Here is a 17,162-nt window from a genome sequence, read left to right as displayed (position 1 = left end):
CCGGTCGCCGGGGTCATGCCGAGACGGCCTCGAGGTGCTTGCGCAGCTTCTGCTTCGCCCGCGTCTCGAGCTGACGGGCGCGCTCACGGCTCACGCCCAGCTCACGCCCGAGGCTCGCCAGCGAGGCCTCTTCGTCGTTGTCGGCCAGCATGCGCTGCTCGACGATGTACCGCTCGCGCGGGTCCAGCTCACGCATGGCCTGCTTCAGGATGGCCGCGATCCGCTCGTCGGTGCGCGTCCGGTCCATCTGCTCGTCCATGAGCGGGGCGGTGTCCTGCAAGGAGGCGCCCAGGGTGTCCCGGGCGTCGTCGTGCACGGGGGTGTCGAGCGAGAGCTCGCGCGCGTCCAGCTGGCTCAGCATGGTCTGCATCCGCTCCGGGGTCGTCTCGAACTGCACGGCCAGCAGCTCGACCTGACGCTCGGGGCTCTGCTCCGTCGCGGCGATCCGCGCCCGCTCGCGCCGCAGCCGGAAGAAGAGCTTCGAGCGCAGCGCGCCCGTCCCGCCTCCGACCATGGTCGTGGAGCGCACCACCGACTCGAGCACGAACGCTCGAATCCAGTAGCCCGCGTACGTCACGAAGCGCGTCCCGCGCTCGGGATCGAACTTGTTGACCGCCGTCATCAGACCCAGCGAGCCCTCCGCGATGAGGTCTCCCATGCGGATGGGGTAGCGCCGGTACTGGAGCGCGATGGCCACGACGTAACGTAGGTTTGCCTCGACGAGCCGGTGGATCGCCTGCTCGTCACCGGTACGCGCGAGCAGGGCTACCTCGTGCTCTTCCTCGCGGGAGAGCTTCGGGAGCGACCTGACACGGTCGATGTAGCGGTCGAGCGATGCGTCACGCGGCATCATCATGGAACACCTAGAACACTTCCTGACGCGGTTGCGTCTTCAAAACTAACGTGACGTTACGTAATGTTTGGAACCGACAACGTCAAGACCGGGAGTGAAGAGACGTCGTTTTTGTGCAGCTCAACGTTACCAGCATCCCCTAACGTGAGTTTCCAGCTGGCACGATGGAGACCCCCGCCCTATAGTTCGCGCGTTCCCTTTCTGGAGGCCTTCGACCATGTCCGAGCTGACCCTGACCACCAAAGCTGCCGAGAAGGTTCGTGAAATCCGCGAGGCCGAAGACCTGGGCACCCAGGGCCTGCGTGTCCGCGTCATCGGCGGTGGCTGCAGCGGCTTCTCCTACGACCTCTTCTTCGAGGACGAGACCACCGACCTCGACCAGACCTTCGAGTCGCACGGCATCCCCATCTACATCGACATGATGAGCTACCAGTACCTCGAAGGGACCGAGATCGACTACGTCGAGGGCCTGCACGGCGCGGGCTTCAAGTTCCTCAACCCGGCGGCCAAGGCCACCTGCGGCTGCGGCTCCAGCTTCAGCGCCTGAGCGCCGGGGCTATCGTCAGAGGCCCCGCTGAGCCTCACGTCGGAGCGGGATGCGTCCCTCGAGCGCCGCGTCGATCGTGGCGCAGATGCGCTCCGCGTCGCGCGGAAGGTGCCCGCCCAGCGGCAGGTAGTTGGACGCGTGGTTGGTGCGAAAGAGCGCGTCTGTGGGGCGCGCCAACGACACCATCTCGCGTAGCTCTCGCAGCAGCTCCGGAACGCCGGGGACGCGAAAGCTCCCTCGGGCGGTGAGCGTGGCGAGCGGCGTGCCCGGCACCACGGTGACCGTGAGCGCCGAGAAGAACGCCGGGTCCATGGCGGTCACCAGCGCGGCCGTGGCGCGCGCGTGCTCGCTGCTGCGCTCCATGGCGATGCCGAGCAGCGCAATGACGCTGAGCTCCATGCCCGCGCGGTGCGCACGCTCTGCCGCGCTCACATGGCCTGCGAAGGTGTCCCCCTTGGCGATGCGCTTCAGCACCACGTCATCGCCCGACTCGGGGCCGATGTAGAGGCGGGTCAGGCCTGCGTCACGCAGCGCCAGCAGCTCGGCGTCCGACTTGCCGGTGACGTTGCGGGCCATGGCGTAGCACGACACGCGCTCGAGGCGCGGGAAGCGCTCACGTGCGCGGACCAGGATGGCCAGGAGCGTGTCCGTGGGCAGCACCAGCGCGTCGCCGTCGGCCAGGAACAGCTTCCGGACGTTTCGCGCGTGCTCACTGGCGGCCACGTCCAGGTCGCGCAGGGTGTCCTCCACGGGGCGCGCGCGGAACGTCTTGTCCCGGTACATGTCGCAGTAGGTGCAGTGGTTCCACGAGCAGCCGATGGTGGCCTGCACGATCAGCGCGTCGTGCTCGCTGGGCGGCCGGAACACGCGGCCCTCGTAGCGCAGCCCGCCGCTCACTCCGCGAACTCCAGCACGCGCGCGGGGTAGCGCTGGCCGTCATCGCCCGCGCCGGTCACGTCGGTGAGGGCCGCGCCGCGCTTGAGCGTGCCCAGCGCGTACACCACGCCGTCCGGTCCGCGGGCTGCGCTCGTAATCGCGCCCAGCGGGGCCCCGTCGGCGGCACTCAGCGAGGTCCCCGCAGGCAGCGCGTCCGCCGCCTGGATCTCGAGGCGCACGAGCCGCTTCGGCGGAGAGCCACGATGCTCGAGCATGACCACCGGCTCTTGCCCCCGATAGCAGCCCTTCTTGAACGACACGGCGCGGCGCGTGAGCCCCGCCACCTGGGGCAGCACGCTCGGCCCGAAGTCGGCTCCGAACGCGGGCCGGCCCGCTCGCAGGCGCGCCAGCAGCGTGGCCTCGGCGGACACCCAGCCGCCGCCGGCTTCCACCACGCAAGGCAACAAGGCCGCGCCCGCGCCCACCGCGTCCTCGCCACCGTCCGCGCTCTCGAGCACCAACAGGCCGCCGCGACCCAGACGGTCCACCTCGAACACCGCGTCGGTCCCGCGTGCGTCGCGGATGGCTCCGCGCAGGGCAACGGCGCGCGGCCCCTGCAGCGCGAGCACCGCACCCGGAAGCCGCTCCAGCTCCACGTCTTCCATCATGACGTAGCGCTCGAGCTGAGCGCTCACCTCGTCCACCGCGTCGAGCGGGCACACCAGCACCAGATCAGTCTCCCGGCACAGCACGTCGAGGTCCGCCAAGATTTTGCCCGTGGGGTGCAGCAGGAGGGCGTAGGCCGAGCCTCCTGGCCGTAACGTGAGAACATCCTGCGTGAGCTGGCCCTGCAGCCAGGTCAGGCGGTCGTCTCCCGTGACCCGCAGCAGGCGGTCCGAAGTGCGATACGCCCCGACGCCGTGCTCGAGGAGGTCGAGGTGGTGTGCCAGCGATGTCATCCGGGGAACGGTGTGCGTGGGTTGCCACGGGTTTGCAAGCGGGCGTGAACGCGCCGTCACGGTGTGACCCCCGGGACCCGGGCGGGCTCCTGGTTCACACCCCTCGACCGGTCACAGCTCGCCCCGCCACCCCACCACAGGGCCCCTCCAAGGGGGTTTCAGGCTTCCCACGTGGGATCCTCGAGGCGCGAACCCTGTTGGCGCGGGCATTGCTTTAGGCGTTATCCTGATGTCCGTGCTCCCCCCCGAGTCCCCACCCCTCCATGGCACCATCGGCCGCGTCTGGACCTCGCCGCGGCAGATGGGGGGCGTCGTGGCCCTGGCGCTGTCCTTCTTGTCTGCGCCGCTCCACGTAGGCGCCCAGCGTCAGCAGGCCCCCGCCCCCATCGAGGGGTCCCGCCCCGCGCCCGCGGCCCCCGCGCGCCCCGCCCCTGCAGCCCCCGCCGTTGCAGCCACCGCCACGCCGGACAGCGAGGCTGGTGAGGAGGGCGCCATCCTGGACGCCATCAACATGCTCCGAGCGGCCGAGTCGCTGGGCCCGCTGGTGAGCCACGCCGGTCTGATGCAGGCCGCGCGTGGTCACAGTGCCGAGATGGCGCAGGCCCAGGCGCTCGCGCACGTGTCGCCCACCACCGGCTCGCCAGCCGACCGGGCCAGCGCGGCGGGCGTCCGCGCCCTGCGAGTCACCCAGAACATCTCGCGTCGCCCCAGCGCCATGGCCGCCCACGAGGCCATCTTGGCTAGCGAAGCGCACCGTGCACAGCTGCTGGACCCCAACGCCACGCACATCGGCGTGGGGCTCGCGCAGGGCACGGACGGCATCTACCTCACCGAGTTGATGGCCCGGCTGGTGCCCGAGCCGGCGTTGCCGCCCCCCAGCGTCGCGGACGTGCCGCAGCCACCCCCGGCGACTCCGGCGCTGGTGGAGCCCGAGCCCGCGCAGCCCGACGAGTACTACCCGCCCGAGCCTGCTCCGCAGGTCGCGAGCGTGCCCCCGCCGCCCCAGGCCCAGGCGCAGCAGGCTTACGCGCAGCAGCCCCAACCCCAGGCTCAGACGACGGGCACGCTCCCCACCTTGCGCCTCACGCGCGCCCACCGCGGGGTGGCGGGCTACTGGCTCTTCCACGAGGGCCGCTGGTGGTACTTCCCTGTGCCGGCCGGCACCCGCACGGGGCAGCTGGTCTACCCGGACACCACCGTCCAAGGCTCGCCTCCCGGCTATCAAGGCACCCCGCCCGCCGCCACCACGCAGGTGCCCACGCGGGTGCAGCCCACGCCCACCACCGCGCCGCGCGGCTACTGGCGACTCACCCCGCAGTAGCGGCTCCAACCTGTTCCCACGTGGACGTTGACGTGAGCGTTGACGGCGACGGCGACGGCGACGAGTTGCCCTTATCCCGGGTCCGGCCGCAGTCGGCCCGAGAGCACCCGCACCGTCCCGCCGGTGTCGACCCGCAGCCGGAGCGCCCCATCGGCGTCCACACCCAGGAGCGTGCCTCGGTGCTGGTCGATGGCGACGTGCTGCCCGCGGTAGAGCAAGCGCTCCTCCACCGCGCTCACGATGACCGCAGCGCCGTGCGCCACGAAGCGGGTCACGCGCCGCTCGAGCTGCAGCAAGACGCTGGCCAGCAGCGCCTCCCGGTCGATGGGCTGGCCCGTCACCAGCGCGAGCGAGGTGGACTCGCCGGCCAAGTCGGGGGCGAACTCCAAGCGGTTGACGTTGACGCCGATGCCCACGATCACCGCCGCCGGGTCCAGCCCGACGCTGCGCGTCTCCACCAGCACCCCAGCGCACTTCTTGCCGTCGACGAACACGTCGTTCGGCCACTTGATGCCCACGTCCGCGTGCGGCGCCTCGTGCGCCAGCGCGTCGGCCACGGCGAGGCCCACCGCCAGCGTCAGCGGCGGCAGGTCCGCGAGCGAGAGGGCAGGCCGCAGCACCACGGAGAAGTACAGATCGCTGCTCGGTGGAGAGCTCCACACGCGGCCGTGACTGCCACGCCCCCGCCGCTGATGGTCCGCCAAGATGACGTGCCCCTCGGGTGCGCCATCGTCCGCCGCAGCGCGCGCGTCGTCCATGGTGGAGTCCGTCTCGCTCAGCGCCACCAGCGAGCGGCCCAGGCGCTCCGTGGTCAGCAACGAGCCGCAGCGCTCGGCGTCGAACACGGTCACGGCACGGACCAGTCGAGCCCCAGGTCCACCGCGGGCGCCGAGTGGGTGAGCGCGCCCACGCTGATGACGTCCACGCCCAGCGCGCCGAGCGTGTGCACGCGCGCGAGCGTGATGCCGCCCGACACCTCGATGACGCAGCGCCCCTTGGCGATGGCGAGCGCGGTGCGCGTGGACTCGTCGTCGAAGTTGTCCAACATGATGATGTCCGCGCCGGCGGCGAGGGCCACCTCGAGCTGGGCCAGCGTGTCCACCTCGCACTCGATGCGGCTGGTGTGCGGCGCGTAGGCGCGCGCGCGTTCGATGGCCGCCGCCACGCCACCCGCCGCCGCAACGTGGTTGTCCTTGATGAGCACGGCGCTGCTCAGGTCTTCGCGGTGGTTGTACGCGCCACCGCAGCGCACCGCGTAGCGCTCGAGCGCGCGCAGCCCCGGCGTGGTCTTGCGCGTGTCGGCGATGCGCGTGCGGCTGCCCGCGGGGAGCGCATCCACGAAGCGCCGCGAGAGCGTGGCCACGCCCGACATGCGCTGCGCGAAGTTCAGCGCCACGCGCTCACCACGCAGGATGCTGGCCGCCGACCCGCTGACCCGGCAGGCGTGCTCCCCCTTGGTGAGCCGGTCGCCATCGGCGCGCTGAGCGCTCACCACCACGCTCGGGTCCACCTGCCGGTAGACCTCCAGGATGAGCGCCAGGCCGCTGAACACCAGCGGCTCGCGCGCCGTGAACGTGGCCGCGCCCTGCACGTGGTCCGGCACGGTGGCCTCGGTGGTGAGGTCGCCGCGGCCGAGGTCTTCTTCGAGCGCGATGGTGGTGATGCGCTCGAGCACGTGGCGGGGAGGGAGGTGCAGCGTGTGCGGTTGGGTCATGGGTGCTCTCAGCGCCAGATGTCGATGGGCCAGCCCTGCAGCGCGGCCCGAAGGCGCAGGCGTGGATCGGGGTTGACGACGCGCGGCTCGCCCACCGCGTTCAGCACGGGCAAGTCGCTGACGCTGTCCGTGTAGAAGCTGCTGCGCGCGAGGTCGATGCCGTGCTCGCTGGCCCACGCCGTGGCGCGGGCGAGCTTGGTCTCGCCGTAGCAGAGCGAGGCGTCTCCCGTGAAGAGGCCCGCGCTGTCCACGCCGAGCGTGGTGCACAGCACGTGCTCGATGCCGAGCGACGCCGCGAGCGGGCCGGTGACGTACTCGGTGGACGCGCTCAGCACCGCCAGCACGTGACCTTGGTCGCGGCGCAGCTCCACCTCGCGGCGGGCGGCGTGCGTGACCAGGTGCGCGACCTCCTCGCGGTACCACTGCAGGCACTCGCGCCGAAACTGCGCCTCGTCCACGCCGGCCAGCGCCCGCAGCCCCTTCTCGCTGAGCTCGACCGGGTCCAGCACCCCTGCTGCGTACTGCGCCATCCAAGCGGCGAAGCGGAGCATGTCGCGCTTGCGTGCCTCGTTGCGGCGGTAGCGCCACTTCACGTAGAGGGAGCCCGTGTTCACGGGCACCAGCGTCTTGTCCATGTCGAAGAGGGCGGCGGTGCGCAGCGTCATGAGAGCCACCCTCGCGTTAGCACCTCACTGAGCAGGTTGCACAGCGCGTGGAACACCAGCGCGGCCCCGATGCCGCCGCGCTTGGCGCGGATCAGCCCGAAGAGCAGCGCCGGGAAGAACACGGCCAAGCGCGTGACGTGCGCTACCGAGGCGAGGTGCACCAGCGCGAAGAGCACCGCCTGCGCCAGCAGCACGGAAGGCGCACGCAGGCGTGGGTCGGTGGCGTGCGTGGCGTTGGCCAAGCGCGTCTGGACGTAGCCACGAAAGAAGGCCTCCTCGGGCAGCGCCACCACCAGCAGCTGCGCGAGGAGCAGCTGGCCCCACTCTGCCCACTGCGCGGGTGTGCTGGCCACGCCGCTCCAGCCGAAGGGGTGCATGGGCTCCGCGTAGAGGTAGAAGCCGAAGATGAAGGGTGGGAACACCACCAGCGCCACCACCAGCGCCACCCCCGTCTCGCGCAGCGCCGCGGGCAGGGCACCCCGGATGCCGCGCAGCAGATCGAGGACGCCGAGCGGATCACGCATGCCGGGGCGTTCGTGCGCCGGCTCCGGGTCGGGCAGCATGAGCCCGCCCAGCGTCAGGCCAGCGCGTTCGAGGCCCATGCGCGCACCCAGCGTCATGGCACACGCCAAGAAGAGAAGCCCCACCAGCTCTCCGCGGTGCTCTCCGATGAGCGGCACGCCCTCGGTCTGCGACAGCAAGAAGGTCACCACCCACACGGCGGCGTAGACGACCAGCACCTCCTTGTAGGCGGAGGTGCGCGCGGGCGTGCTGGCGGCGTCGGGCCGGGCGCTCATCGCGGCAGCGTGAACCAAGTGCGCCTGCGCGGCCATCCTCCATTGCCACTGGCAGTCGCGCTCCGTATCTTGCGCAGTCCGATGCGGCGCTCCGAGGACGAAACTTGAGGATTCCGGAAGAGACCATCGCCGAGATCCGCGAGCGGGCCGACCTCGTCACCATCATTGGTGACTACGTGCGCCTCAAGAAGTCGGGCAGCAACTTCACGGGCCTCTGCCCCTTCCACAACGAGCGCTCTCCGTCGTTCAACGTCAACCCCGCGCGCCGCATGTACAAGTGCTTTGGCTGCGGCGCCTCCGGTGACGTGTTTCGCTTCGTCATGCAGCTGGAGGGGCGGCCGTTCCCCGAGGTGGCGCGCGAGCTGGCCGAGCGCACCGGCGTGGAACTCCCCGTGCTGGACGAGGCCGAGGAGCGCGCCTACCAGCAGCGTCGCGCCGAGAGCGAGCGGTTGGTCGCCATCATGGACGACGCCACCGGCTTCTTCATGGCGCAGCTCAGCCAGCACCCGCATGGCCACATGGCGCAAGCAGCCATCGACGGGCGCGGGGTCACGCCCAAGAGCGCGGAGCACTTTCGGTTGGGGTACGCCCCCAGCGGCTGGAGTGGCCTTGCCGAGTACCTGCAGTACCGCGGCCACGACCCACGCGCGGTCGAGTCGCTGGGTCTGATCGGCAAGCGACGCAGCGAGGGCTACTACGACCGCTTTCGGCATCGCCTGATGTTCCCCATCACCGATGTGCACGGCCGCGTCATCGCGTTCAGCGGGCGTGAGCTGCCACCGCCCCCGGACGCTCCGGCAGATGACCGCCCCAGCGCCAAGTACATCAACAGTCCGGAGGGGCCGCTCTACACCAAGGGCGAGGTGCTCTACGGCCTGTTCGAGGGGCGCGTGGAGACCCGGCGCCAGGGCTGGCTAATCATCTGCGAGGGCAACTTCGACTTGGTGGCGCTGCACCAGGCCGGCTTCGCGAACTCGGTCGCGCCCATGGGCACGGCGTTCACCGAGGCGCACGCCAAGCTGGTGCGGCGATATGCAGAGCGCGCCGTGCTGCTCTTCGACGGCGACGCGGCCGGCAAGAAGGCGGCCCGCACCGTGGGCGAGCTGCTGCTCGACCAGGGGGTGGCCGCGCAAGTGGTCACGCTCCCGAAGGGTCAAGACCCGGACACCTTCCTGCGCAACTCGGGCGCCCCCGACACTACGCCCGACGAAGCTCGGGCACTCGCGGCCCGCGCGCTCGACGAGCGTATCAAGGCGGCTCCATCCCTCATCCAGTACTTGGTGGAGGATGCTGCCGCGGAGGGCGGCGGCGATCCGTCACGCAGTGCAACGGCCATTGGAGATCTCGGCCCGATTTTGCTGAAGATCAAAAATCCCGTTGAGGCCCAAATGTGGGAGGAGAAGATTGCCCAGCGCTTCGGGCGCACGGACGTGGACAAGGTCCGCAGGCAGCTCCACGAGGGAGTTCGCGCTAGCCGGCAAGAGCGTCGGGTCCGCGAGGAGCAGCCCAGTGGCCCCGCCCCCCAGGCCCGGGTGAGGCCTCCCGATCTGCCAGCCATCGAGACCCAACTGATGACCGCGCTGCTGGACCATCCCCAACTCTTTGTCAGCGACGACTCAACTAATTTCGGCGAGCTTTTGACGAGCCCCGATCTTCGCGCCATCTTTCAGGCCTCGTCGGCCATGTTCGAGTCGCTAGGAAGCCTCGACGGACCGGCCTTGCTTGCAGAATTGCTCGGAAATCCCGCTCTTGGTTGGCTCGAAGATCGCCTGGCTCGGCAGACGATGGACGAATCGGCGGCTCGTCAAACGCTGGGGGGTGGCGTTAGGCAACTCGCCCTGCGAAACATTGAGGCAGAGCTCCCAAAAGTCCAGAGACGAATTTTAGAAGCGCGGCGAACGGGCGATGAAGCGCTCGCTGCAGAACTCACCGAAGAACTCGTCGCCCTGTCCCGCGGGGCGCACAAGCTGAAGCAACAAAGCGGCAGCACCATCAAGGGGTGATAATGGCGACGAATATCCCGGCTCCCGACGACGACACGATGGACAGCACGAGCACCCCGTCCGGCAACGGCAAGCCGACGAAGGCGGGCCGTAATTCCAAGGGCAAGGGTCGGGAACGACGCGAGGTTCAGGCGCTTCTGGAGCGGGGGCGCGTGAAGGGCTTCCTCACGTACGACGAGGTCAACGATGCGTTGCCTCCCGAGATGGTGACGTCCGAGCAGATCGACGACCTGATGGTGTGGCTCGGCAACGAGGACATCGAGGTGGTGGACCAGGCCAGCCAGGTCAAGCGCCGCCCCGAGGCCCAGAAGGTCAAGACCCCCACGCTGCCGCCGGCCGCCAGCGAAGACGCCTACGCCGCCAAGTCGAACGACCCCGTGCGCATGTACCTGCGCAAGATGGGCTCCGTCTCGCTGCTCACCCGTGAGGGCGAGGTCGAGATCGCGAAGCGCATCGAGGCCGGCGACATGCGGGTGTTCGATGTCTTGCTCAATTCGCGCGCGGGCATCGCCGAGATCGTGGAGATGGGCGACGCGCTCAAGAAGCAGCGCCTGCGCATCAAGGACGTGGTCAAGGACGTCGCCAAGTTCGGCGACCCGAACACCACCGCCACGGACGACGAAGTGCGCGACGCGGTGGTCCGCATCGTGGACAAGGTGCGCCGCCTCGAGGCCGCCTCCGCCAAGATCCGCGAAGAGCTCCTCGACAAGAAGCTGGTGGACAAGGCGCGCAAGTCGCTCGAGCAGCAGCTTCTCAAGAACCGCCGCGAGCAGATCCACGCCCTTGCCGAGATCCAGTTCAACAAGAAGCAGGTCGACCGGATGGTGCTCAGCATCAAGACGTTGATCCGCAAGGTGGAGCGCGCCGAGCGCAACGTGCAGGAGTGCGAGCGCCGTGTGGGCGGGCTCAAGCACGCCGACATGAAGCGCGTCATGCGCGAGATGGAAGCCAGCAAGGCGGTCGAGCGCAGGCTCGCGCGCAAGTACGGCTCGGTGGAGAAGATCCACATGGCCGACGAAGCCTGCCGCGAGGCGCTCAAGGCGCTGCACGCCGTGGAAGAAGAGGCGGGGCTGCCCATCGAGGCGCTGCGCAAGACCTACCGTGACCTCGCCGAGGGCGAGCGCTCGGCGGACCGCGCCAAGGCCGAGCTGGTGGAAGCCAACCTGCGCCTGGTGGTGTCCATCGCGAAGAAGTACACGAACCGCGGCCTGCAGTTCCTGGACCTCATCCAGGAGGGCAACATCGGCCTCATGAAGGCCGTGGACAAGTTCGAGTACCGCCGCGGCTACAAGTTCTCCACCTACGCCACGTGGTGGATTCGGCAGGCCATCACGCGGGCCATCGCGGACCAGGCGCGCACCATCCGCATCCCGGTCCACATGATCGAGACCATCAACAAGCTCATCCGCACCTCGCGCTACCTGGTGCAGGAGCTGGGTCGCGAACCCACGCCGGAAGAGATCGCGGCGCGCATGGAGATGCCGCTCGAGAAGGTCCGCAAGGTCCTCAAGATCGCGAAGGAGCCCATCAGCCTCGAGACGCCCATCGGCGAAGAGGAAGACTCGCATCTCGGCGACTTCATCGAGGACAAGTCGGTGGTGTCGCCGGTGGATGCGGTCATCAACGGCAACCTCGAGGACCAGACCCGCCGCGTGCTGAAGACGCTGACGCCGCGCGAGGAGAAGGTCCTGCGCATGCGCTTCGGCATCGGCGAGAAGAGCGACCACACGCTCGAAGAGGTCGGTCAAGACTTCGAGGTGACGCGCGAGCGCATCCGGCAGATCGAGGCCAAGGCGCTCCGCAAGCTGCGCCACCCGAGCCGCAGCAAGCAGCTCCGCAGCTTCATGGAAAACTGAAGCCGCGCTCGGGCCTATAGCTCAATTGGTTAGAGTCCCCGTCTCATAAACGGGTAGTTCCTGGTTCAAGTCCAGGTGGGCCCACCGTTTTTTCCATGCGCTCCTGCTCGCACCGGGTTCGAATGCGGGCGTGATCGTGAGGAGGGCGACGGCACCCTGGTCTGCGGGGCCGGTCGCGCTGGCGCTCCCTCGGGTGCCTCCCCCATTTCCGTGCGTCCTGCGGACGCTGAAATGGGGCCCCCCCCACCCCCGCTGCCCAGGGCGCCCGTCGCCCTCCACGCGAGCGTGGATTGAGCTCGCTGGGCGCGCCGGAGTGCGTGGGGCCGGATGGGCTCAGCTGGCTCGAGGGGGCCCGCCGGAATGAGACGGGGGCTCGGGGCTCCGCCGGTTGAGGGGGTGCTCGCCGGAGTGCGGGTGGGCTTGGATGAGCGTGCAGCGCGACGGAACGCGTCCGGTACGGCCGTGGGCCGCGGTGCCTTCGGGCTCAGATGCTGTGACTGCGCGGCGTGGGAGGATCTACAGTGCGGGACTCTGCGCGGTCCCGCACGGTGAGAGGTTCGTTCATGAAGCACACTTTCGACTCGGTTGGTTCGCTCGCTGCCTCGCTCGCCGCGGGGCCTTGGGGCGTGCAGATCCTCCGGGCGGCGCGGCAGCCCGAGCAGCTGCTCGAGGTGTACGAGATGGAGAACTGCCCGTTCTGTCGGGTGGTCCGCAACGTGCTGACGGAGCTCGACCTCGATGCGCGCATCTTCCCGTGCCCGAAGGGTGGGGAGCGCTTTCGGCCCGAGGTGCGGGCGCGGGGGGGGGAAGGAGCTCTTCCCTTATCTGCATGACCCGAACACGGGGGCGCGGCTCTATGAGTCGGCGGACATCGTCGCTTATCTCTACGAGACCTACGCGGGCGGTGGGGCTCCGAGCCATGCGGCTATCAAGGCCCTGCGCACTTCGCCGTCGATGGCGGCGTCGGCGTTGCGGGTGGGGCATGGCATCAAGGCGCGGCCCGGTCGGCTGCCGGAGCACGCGCTCGAGCTCTACAGCTTCGAGTCGAGCCCCTTCTCGCGCATGGTGCGCGAGCGGCTGTGCGAGCTGGAGCTCCCCTACATCCTCCGCAACTGCGGCCGCAACCAGCCCGTCGAGTGGATCGTGATTCCCGCGCTGCGCGAGCTCCTCGCGCCCGACTACGCGCCCACCCAGCGCAACCGCAAGGCGCTGCAGGAGCGCACCGGGCGCGTGCAGGTGCCCTACCTCGTGGATCCGAATACGGGCACCGAGATGTTCGAGTCCGCCCGCATCCTCCGCTACCTCTCGACCAACTACGGCCCGAGGTGACCGCTCCGGAACGGGTCGGTCGGGGCCGAGCGCGCTCGACTCGGCCGCGTGCAGTCGGGTTCAGATGAGCGCCGGGACTCGAGGGAACGCTCCGCGCTCCGTCGAGCTCAGTCGAGTTCCCCGACGAGACGAGGCGGAAGCCGGACTCCCAGCCGGGCCACACGCGCGCTCTCTCCGCGCGTCACCGTGGAGGGGGGCGGGCGCGCTGGGCAGCAGGGCTTGATGGGCCCCAGAAAACAAACGGAGCGCGTAGCGCGAGTGCCGTTTTCAGGGAGGTATCAGAGCGAGCGCCAGCGCGAGCGCCCCCGCAGACCAGGGTGCCCGTCCCGCTCCCATCGCTCACCTCACCAGAGAACCCCCGAGAGCGGGCCGAGGATGGATCTTGCTTCCGCCAGCCAGTCACGCTAAGGGCCTGTCATCGCTTTGACAGGAGACAGAACGCGTGCGTGAAGAGCTGGTGGCACTCTCGAAGCTGGCGGCCATGGATGCCGCGGCCGTCAATTACGACCAGGAGCTGAAGGACACGCCCGCGCGGCTCGAGTCCATGGCGGCGGACGTGGCGGTGCTGGAGGGCCTGCTCGCCCGTGAGCGTGCGCAGCTCGATGAGGCCGAGGGGCTGCGCAAGCGGCTGGCCGAGGCCATCCACGAGCGCGTCGAGGGGCTGGCCCGTGGGCGGTCCAAGCTGGCGCAGGCGCAGAACACCAAGGAGAGCGACGCGGGACAGCGCGAAGTGGACTCCTTCCGGCGCAGCATCCGTGAGAAGGAAGGCGAGCTCGGCGCCACCGACGAGGCGCTTTCCGCCAAGCGCACCGCCATGGCGCAGCGCGAGGCGCAGTTCGCCGAGGCCCGCGAGATCCTCAGCTCGGAAGAGACCAAGAGCGGCATGCGCTTGACCGAGCTCCGCGCCGAGCGTGAGAAGGTCACCTCCGGTCGAGACGAGCTGCTGAAGCGCATCTCGCCCTCCACCGTGAAGCGCTACGAGCGCCTGCGCACCAAGTACATGGACGCCGTGGTGGTGGTGGCCGACGGCTCCTGCCCCGGCTGCCGCATGGCGCTGCCCGCTCAGCTCTTCATCAACATGCAGCGCGGCGAAGAGCTCACCGACTGCCCGCAGTGCCGCCGCATCGTCATCTACCGAGCCCTAGTCGAGAGCGCGGGCTGACACAACGGCTGCCAAGTCGCGGGACCCAGCCAGCTGGCGAGAGCGCGGGCTGAAGGAACGCTGCCAGCTCGCCCAAGCGCGGCCAGCTGGCACCCTCGAGGCGCTCAGCTGGGGAGAGGCGCCGAAAAATCGTCCGAGCGCGAGCGCGCCCGCAGCGGACGGGCGAAGGAATGCTCCTGCATTTCGAGCCCGGTCGCGAGGACGAAAGCCGCGCCCGGGCGATTTGGCGGCGCCTCTCAGATGATGTCGAGCCAGCCAGGGACCGGCGTGTTCACCCCGCGCACGGCCTTGAAGTACCGGTCCTGCACCTCGGCGGTGATGGGGCCGCGCACGCCCTTGCCCACGGGCCGGTCGTCCACTTCGCGCACGGGGGTGACCTCGGCGGCGGTGCCCACCATGAAGATCTCGTCCGAGATGTAGAGCTCGTCACGGCCGAGCGAGCGCTCCACCACGGGGACGCCCATCTCGCGCAGGATGGTGATGACCGAGTCGCGCGTGATGCCGCCCAGAATGGACGCGCCCAGCGCGGGCGTAGAGACCACCCCGTCACGGATGACGAAGATGTTCTCGCCGCTGGCCTCGGAGATGTAGCCCTGCGGGTCCAGCATGATGGCTTCCTGGTAGCCGGCGGCCAGCGCCTCGCGCTTGGCGAGGATGGAGTTCACGTAGTGGCCGCAGACCTTGCCCTTGGCCATGAGCGAGTTGACGCCCGCGCGGCTGAACGAGCTGATCTTGGCGCGGATGCCCTTCTGGACGCCCTCGTCGCCCAGGTAGGCGCCCCAGCGCCAGGCCACGATGCAGACACGGGTGGGGTTGTCACGGGCGCCGAGCCCCATGGCGCCGTCGCCAATGAACGCGAGCGGACGCAGGTAGCACTCGTCGAGGCCGTTGCTGCGGACGGTCTCCTTACAGGCCTCGACCAGGGTGTCGTGGTCGTACGGCATGGGCAGGGTGCAGATGCGCGCCGAGTCGAACAGGCGACGGATGTGCTCTTCCAACCGGAAGATGGCGGAGCGCCCATCATCGAGCTTGTAGCAGCGGATGCCCTCGAAGACCCCGAGACCGTAGTGCAGGGTGTGGGTGAGCACGTGTACCTGAGCGGCGTCCCAAGGAATGAGCGCGCCGTCCATCCAGATCTTTTCGACCTTGTCGACCATGGCGCCCTTGTAGCACAGGACGTCTCCCTGACGAGGACCGACCGCGCTCTGCGAGGGTTCCGTCGACACCCGTCAGGACTCGGACAGCGTCGCGAGGGCCCGCAGCCCCTCGATGGCCTCTTGGTCGTCCGGGTCGATGTGCAGCACACGCTCGTAGGCGTTGCGCGCCGCCGACCACTTGGCGCGGTCCCGCAGCACACGCGCGCGCAGCAAGTGCGCCACGGCCACGCGTGGCACCAGCCGACAGCCGGCGACCACCTCGGCCAGCGCGCGGTCGGCCTCCTCGGCGTCGTCGCGGTGTGAGGCGTGGCGGCAGTAGCCCAGATACACCCAGTAGAGGCCCTCGTCCGGATCGAGCGTGGTGGCCCGCGCGAACGCGTCCAGGGCGGTCTCGAACGCGCCGATGGCCAGCGCCTGCTCGCCCTCTCGGAAGGCCGTGAGCGCGCTGTCCAGGTGTTGCTTCGAGACGGCGGCCAGCTCACCCGGGGGCGCCGTCGGTCGCGCCGTGGGGTCGCTGGGGAGCTGGGACACGCTGTGCTCGAGCGGACCGTCGCGCAGCTCGATGGCCTCCACGCACGTGAGCGTATAGATGAACCCCGTCAGCGTGGTGCGCGCCGTGGGCGGGCCGCCCAGCAGGGTCCGCAGGGTGGAGCGCCCGTCCAGCTGCGAGAGCAGCGTGTGCAGCTCCGGCGCGAGGTCCATCCGCCGGAAGGGTGCGAGCCGGTCAGGGACTGGGATGGCGAAGCGGTCCAGGGTGGGTGCCACCAGCTCCACCACACGCGGGGGAGGGATGCGCTCGCGCACGCCGCGCATGACCAACTCGAAGAGCGACATCTCGAGCGTGAGCGTCTCCTGCGGAGGGTCCATGTCGGCGAACTCGAACGTGCCGGCCGACCAGCCGAAGACGTCCAACACCTTCATCTCTTGCTGGTGCTCGAGGGCGTCGCGCAGCTGGTGCGGGGTGATGGCCCCCATGGCCAAGAGCACCGCGCCCTGCCGCCCCTGACCGGCGCGCACGCGCAGCAGGGAGTCGTCCACCACGCCCTGGTCGATGATGCCCCGCCGTCGCAGCACCTGACCCAGGCACTCCTCCACCAGGTTGGAGCGCACGGACTGGGGCACACCGCGGCGGAAGAAGATGACCTTCTTCGGCGACTCCCCCGTGGTGGTGGCGCGGGGGTCACCGGCGCTGTTGAGGGCCAGCGCGCCCGTAGCGCGGCTCTCGAAGATCTGGACCAGCACCGACGCGAAGGGCACGTCCGACAGGCGCCCCTGCAGCGCGTCGGGGGCGCTGAGCCCGCTGCCGAGGTGCCGCTCGACCGCGTCGCCCTCCGAGCTGTCGGTGCGGGTGTAGCGGCGGGTGTCGTCTTTGGTCCCGATGTCCATGGCCGGGGGCGGCATGGAGTCCGGGCGCAGCTCGCGGCGGACGATGTTCTCCACCACGCGCAGCAGGTCCCCGTCCGAGACGTCGCCCACCAAGCAGGTCAGCGCCCCGAGCCGGGCGGCCTCGCGCTGGAGGGCGGGGGAGTCCGTCAGCGCCCCCAGCAGCACCATGTGAGCCTGCTCACCCCCTGGCGCCCAGCGCAGCGACTCGATGGTGGCGGCGCCGTCCCGCCCCGGCAGCCGCAGCGCGGTGAAAACGATGTCGACGGGCCGCTGGACGAAGGCGTCGACCGCAGCCTCCCCGCTCGGCACGCCCAGGCAGTCGTAGCCGGCCCGCTCGATGGCCGCGACCAAGCGACGACGGGTGTCGTCGTCGGGGAGCACCACTAGCACTGAGCTCGAGACCATCGCGAGCCGCAAGGTACCGCATCTGCGCGGAACGGGCCGAGATTCGCGTCGTGGCGACCCCTTGGGCCGTCCATGGTGCGGGTTCCCGTGCGTATTGACCACCGTGAGCCCATGGAGTAGTACTCGCGCGCC

14 protein-coding genes, 1 tRNA gene and 1 pseudogene are annotated in these 17,162 nt (G+C 69.7%); 7 read left to right on the top strand and 9 right to left on the bottom strand.

From position 1 onward, the window contains the following. Positions 1–13: 13 nt before the first annotated feature. The gene (locus IPI43_02675) at positions 14–856 is read right to left on the bottom strand and encodes a sigma-70 family RNA polymerase sigma factor (protein MBK7773030.1); all 843 of its coding nucleotides are present in this window, start codon (positions 854–856) and stop codon (positions 14–16) included. Positions 857–1,070: 214 nt separating this feature from the next. On the opposite strand from IPI43_02675, the gene erpA reads away from it, so the two are divergent. After that, positions 1,071–1,400: an iron-sulfur cluster insertion protein ErpA gene (gene erpA, locus IPI43_02670; GenBank protein MBK7773029.1), complete on the top strand. Its 330-nt coding sequence runs from the start codon at positions 1,071–1,073 to the stop codon at positions 1,398–1,400. Positions 1,401–1,415: 15 nt separating this feature from the next. Here the strand turns inward: erpA and IPI43_02665 are convergent, their stop codons facing one another. Beyond that, the gene (locus tag IPI43_02665; GenBank protein ID MBK7773028.1) at positions 1,416–2,297 is read right to left on the bottom strand and encodes a radical SAM protein; all 882 of its coding nucleotides are present in this window, start codon (positions 2,295–2,297) and stop codon (positions 1,416–1,418) included. After that, positions 2,294–3,235 (bottom strand): hypothetical protein, encoded by a 942-nt coding sequence (locus IPI43_02660; GenBank protein MBK7773027.1) that lies wholly within the window; start codon positions 3,233–3,235, stop codon positions 2,294–2,296. Before IPI43_02660 ends, IPI43_02665 begins: the two co-directional genes overlap by 4 nt. Positions 3,236–3,464: 229 nt before the next feature. Between IPI43_02660 and IPI43_02655 the strand changes: the two genes are divergently transcribed. Continuing rightward, positions 3,465–4,556 (top strand): CAP domain-containing protein, encoded by a 1,092-nt coding sequence (locus IPI43_02655; protein MBK7773026.1) that lies wholly within the window; start codon positions 3,465–3,467, stop codon positions 4,554–4,556. Positions 4,557–4,627: 71 nt separating this feature from the next. Here IPI43_02655 and IPI43_02650 read toward each other — a convergent pair whose 3' ends face one another. From IPI43_02650 to IPI43_02635, 4 genes are read right to left on the bottom strand one after another with little or no spacing between them, the layout of a single operon-like run. After that, on the bottom strand, positions 4,628–5,407 hold the full coding sequence (locus IPI43_02650; protein ID MBK7773025.1) for a biotin--[acetyl-CoA-carboxylase] ligase: 780 nt from the start codon (positions 5,405–5,407) through the stop codon (positions 4,628–4,630). After that, the gene (nadC, locus tag IPI43_02645) at positions 5,404–6,270 is read right to left on the bottom strand and encodes a carboxylating nicotinate-nucleotide diphosphorylase (GenBank protein MBK7773024.1); all 867 of its coding nucleotides are present in this window, start codon (positions 6,268–6,270) and stop codon (positions 5,404–5,406) included. The genes IPI43_02650 and nadC overlap by 4 nt, the downstream gene beginning before the upstream one ends. An 8-nt stretch (positions 6,271–6,278) precedes the next feature. Continuing rightward, a complete protein-coding gene (locus IPI43_02640) occupies positions 6,279–6,935 on the bottom strand; it encodes an HAD-IB family hydrolase (GenBank protein ID MBK7773023.1) in 657 nt (218 codons plus the stop codon). Further along, complete coding sequence (locus IPI43_02635; protein ID MBK7773022.1) at positions 6,932–7,732, bottom strand: CPBP family intramembrane metalloprotease; 801 nt, start codon at positions 7,730–7,732, stop codon at positions 6,932–6,934. Before IPI43_02635 ends, IPI43_02640 begins: the two co-directional genes overlap by 4 nt. A 104-nt stretch (positions 7,733–7,836) precedes the next feature. On the opposite strand from IPI43_02635, the gene IPI43_02630 reads away from it, so the two are divergent. The 5 genes and pseudogenes from IPI43_02630 to IPI43_02610 all read left to right on the top strand — a co-directional run bounded on the left by IPI43_02630 (position 7,837) and on the right by IPI43_02610 (position 14,082). After that, positions 7,837–9,735, top strand: coding sequence for a DNA primase (locus tag IPI43_02630; GenBank protein ID MBK7773021.1), 1,899 nt, complete (start codon positions 7,837–7,839; stop codon positions 9,733–9,735). 2 nt (positions 9,736–9,737) lie between these two features. Beyond that, the gene (gene rpoD, locus IPI43_02625; GenBank protein ID MBK7773020.1) at positions 9,738–11,591 is read left to right on the top strand and encodes an RNA polymerase sigma factor RpoD; all 1,854 of its coding nucleotides are present in this window, start codon (positions 9,738–9,740) and stop codon (positions 11,589–11,591) included. 10 nt (positions 11,592–11,601) lie between these two features. Then, positions 11,602–11,675: transfer RNA gene (locus IPI43_02620), tRNA-Ile, on the top strand. Positions 11,676–12,154: 479 nt separating this feature from the next. Beyond that, a pseudogene (locus tag IPI43_02615) lies at positions 12,155–12,920 on the top strand (glutathione S-transferase N-terminal domain-containing protein). 442 nt (positions 12,921–13,362) lie between these two features. Next, entirely contained in the window at positions 13,363–14,082 is a 720-nt protein-coding gene (locus IPI43_02610) for a hypothetical protein (GenBank protein MBK7773019.1), read from the top strand. A 236-nt stretch (positions 14,083–14,318) separates the two neighbouring features. Here the strand turns inward: IPI43_02610 and IPI43_02605 are convergent, their stop codons facing one another. Both IPI43_02605 and IPI43_02600 read right to left on the bottom strand, forming a co-directional pair. Further along, positions 14,319–15,239 (bottom strand): branched-chain amino acid transaminase, encoded by a 921-nt coding sequence (locus tag IPI43_02605; protein ID MBK7773018.1) that lies wholly within the window; start codon positions 15,237–15,239, stop codon positions 14,319–14,321. A 72-nt stretch (positions 15,240–15,311) separates the two neighbouring features. Then, entirely contained in the window at positions 15,312–17,030 is a 1,719-nt protein-coding gene (locus IPI43_02600; protein MBK7773017.1) for a DUF4388 domain-containing protein, read from the bottom strand. Between the last annotated feature and the right edge of the window lie 132 nt (positions 17,031–17,162).

The sequence above is a fragment of the Sandaracinaceae bacterium genome (genome assembly GCA_016706685.1).
In the GTDB taxonomy this organism is placed as follows: Bacteria; Myxococcota_A; Polyangia; order Polyangiales; family Houyiibacteriaceae; genus JADJJE01.
Note: the sequence above shows the minus strand (reverse complement) of the source record. Positions and strands in the feature narration are given on the sequence as shown.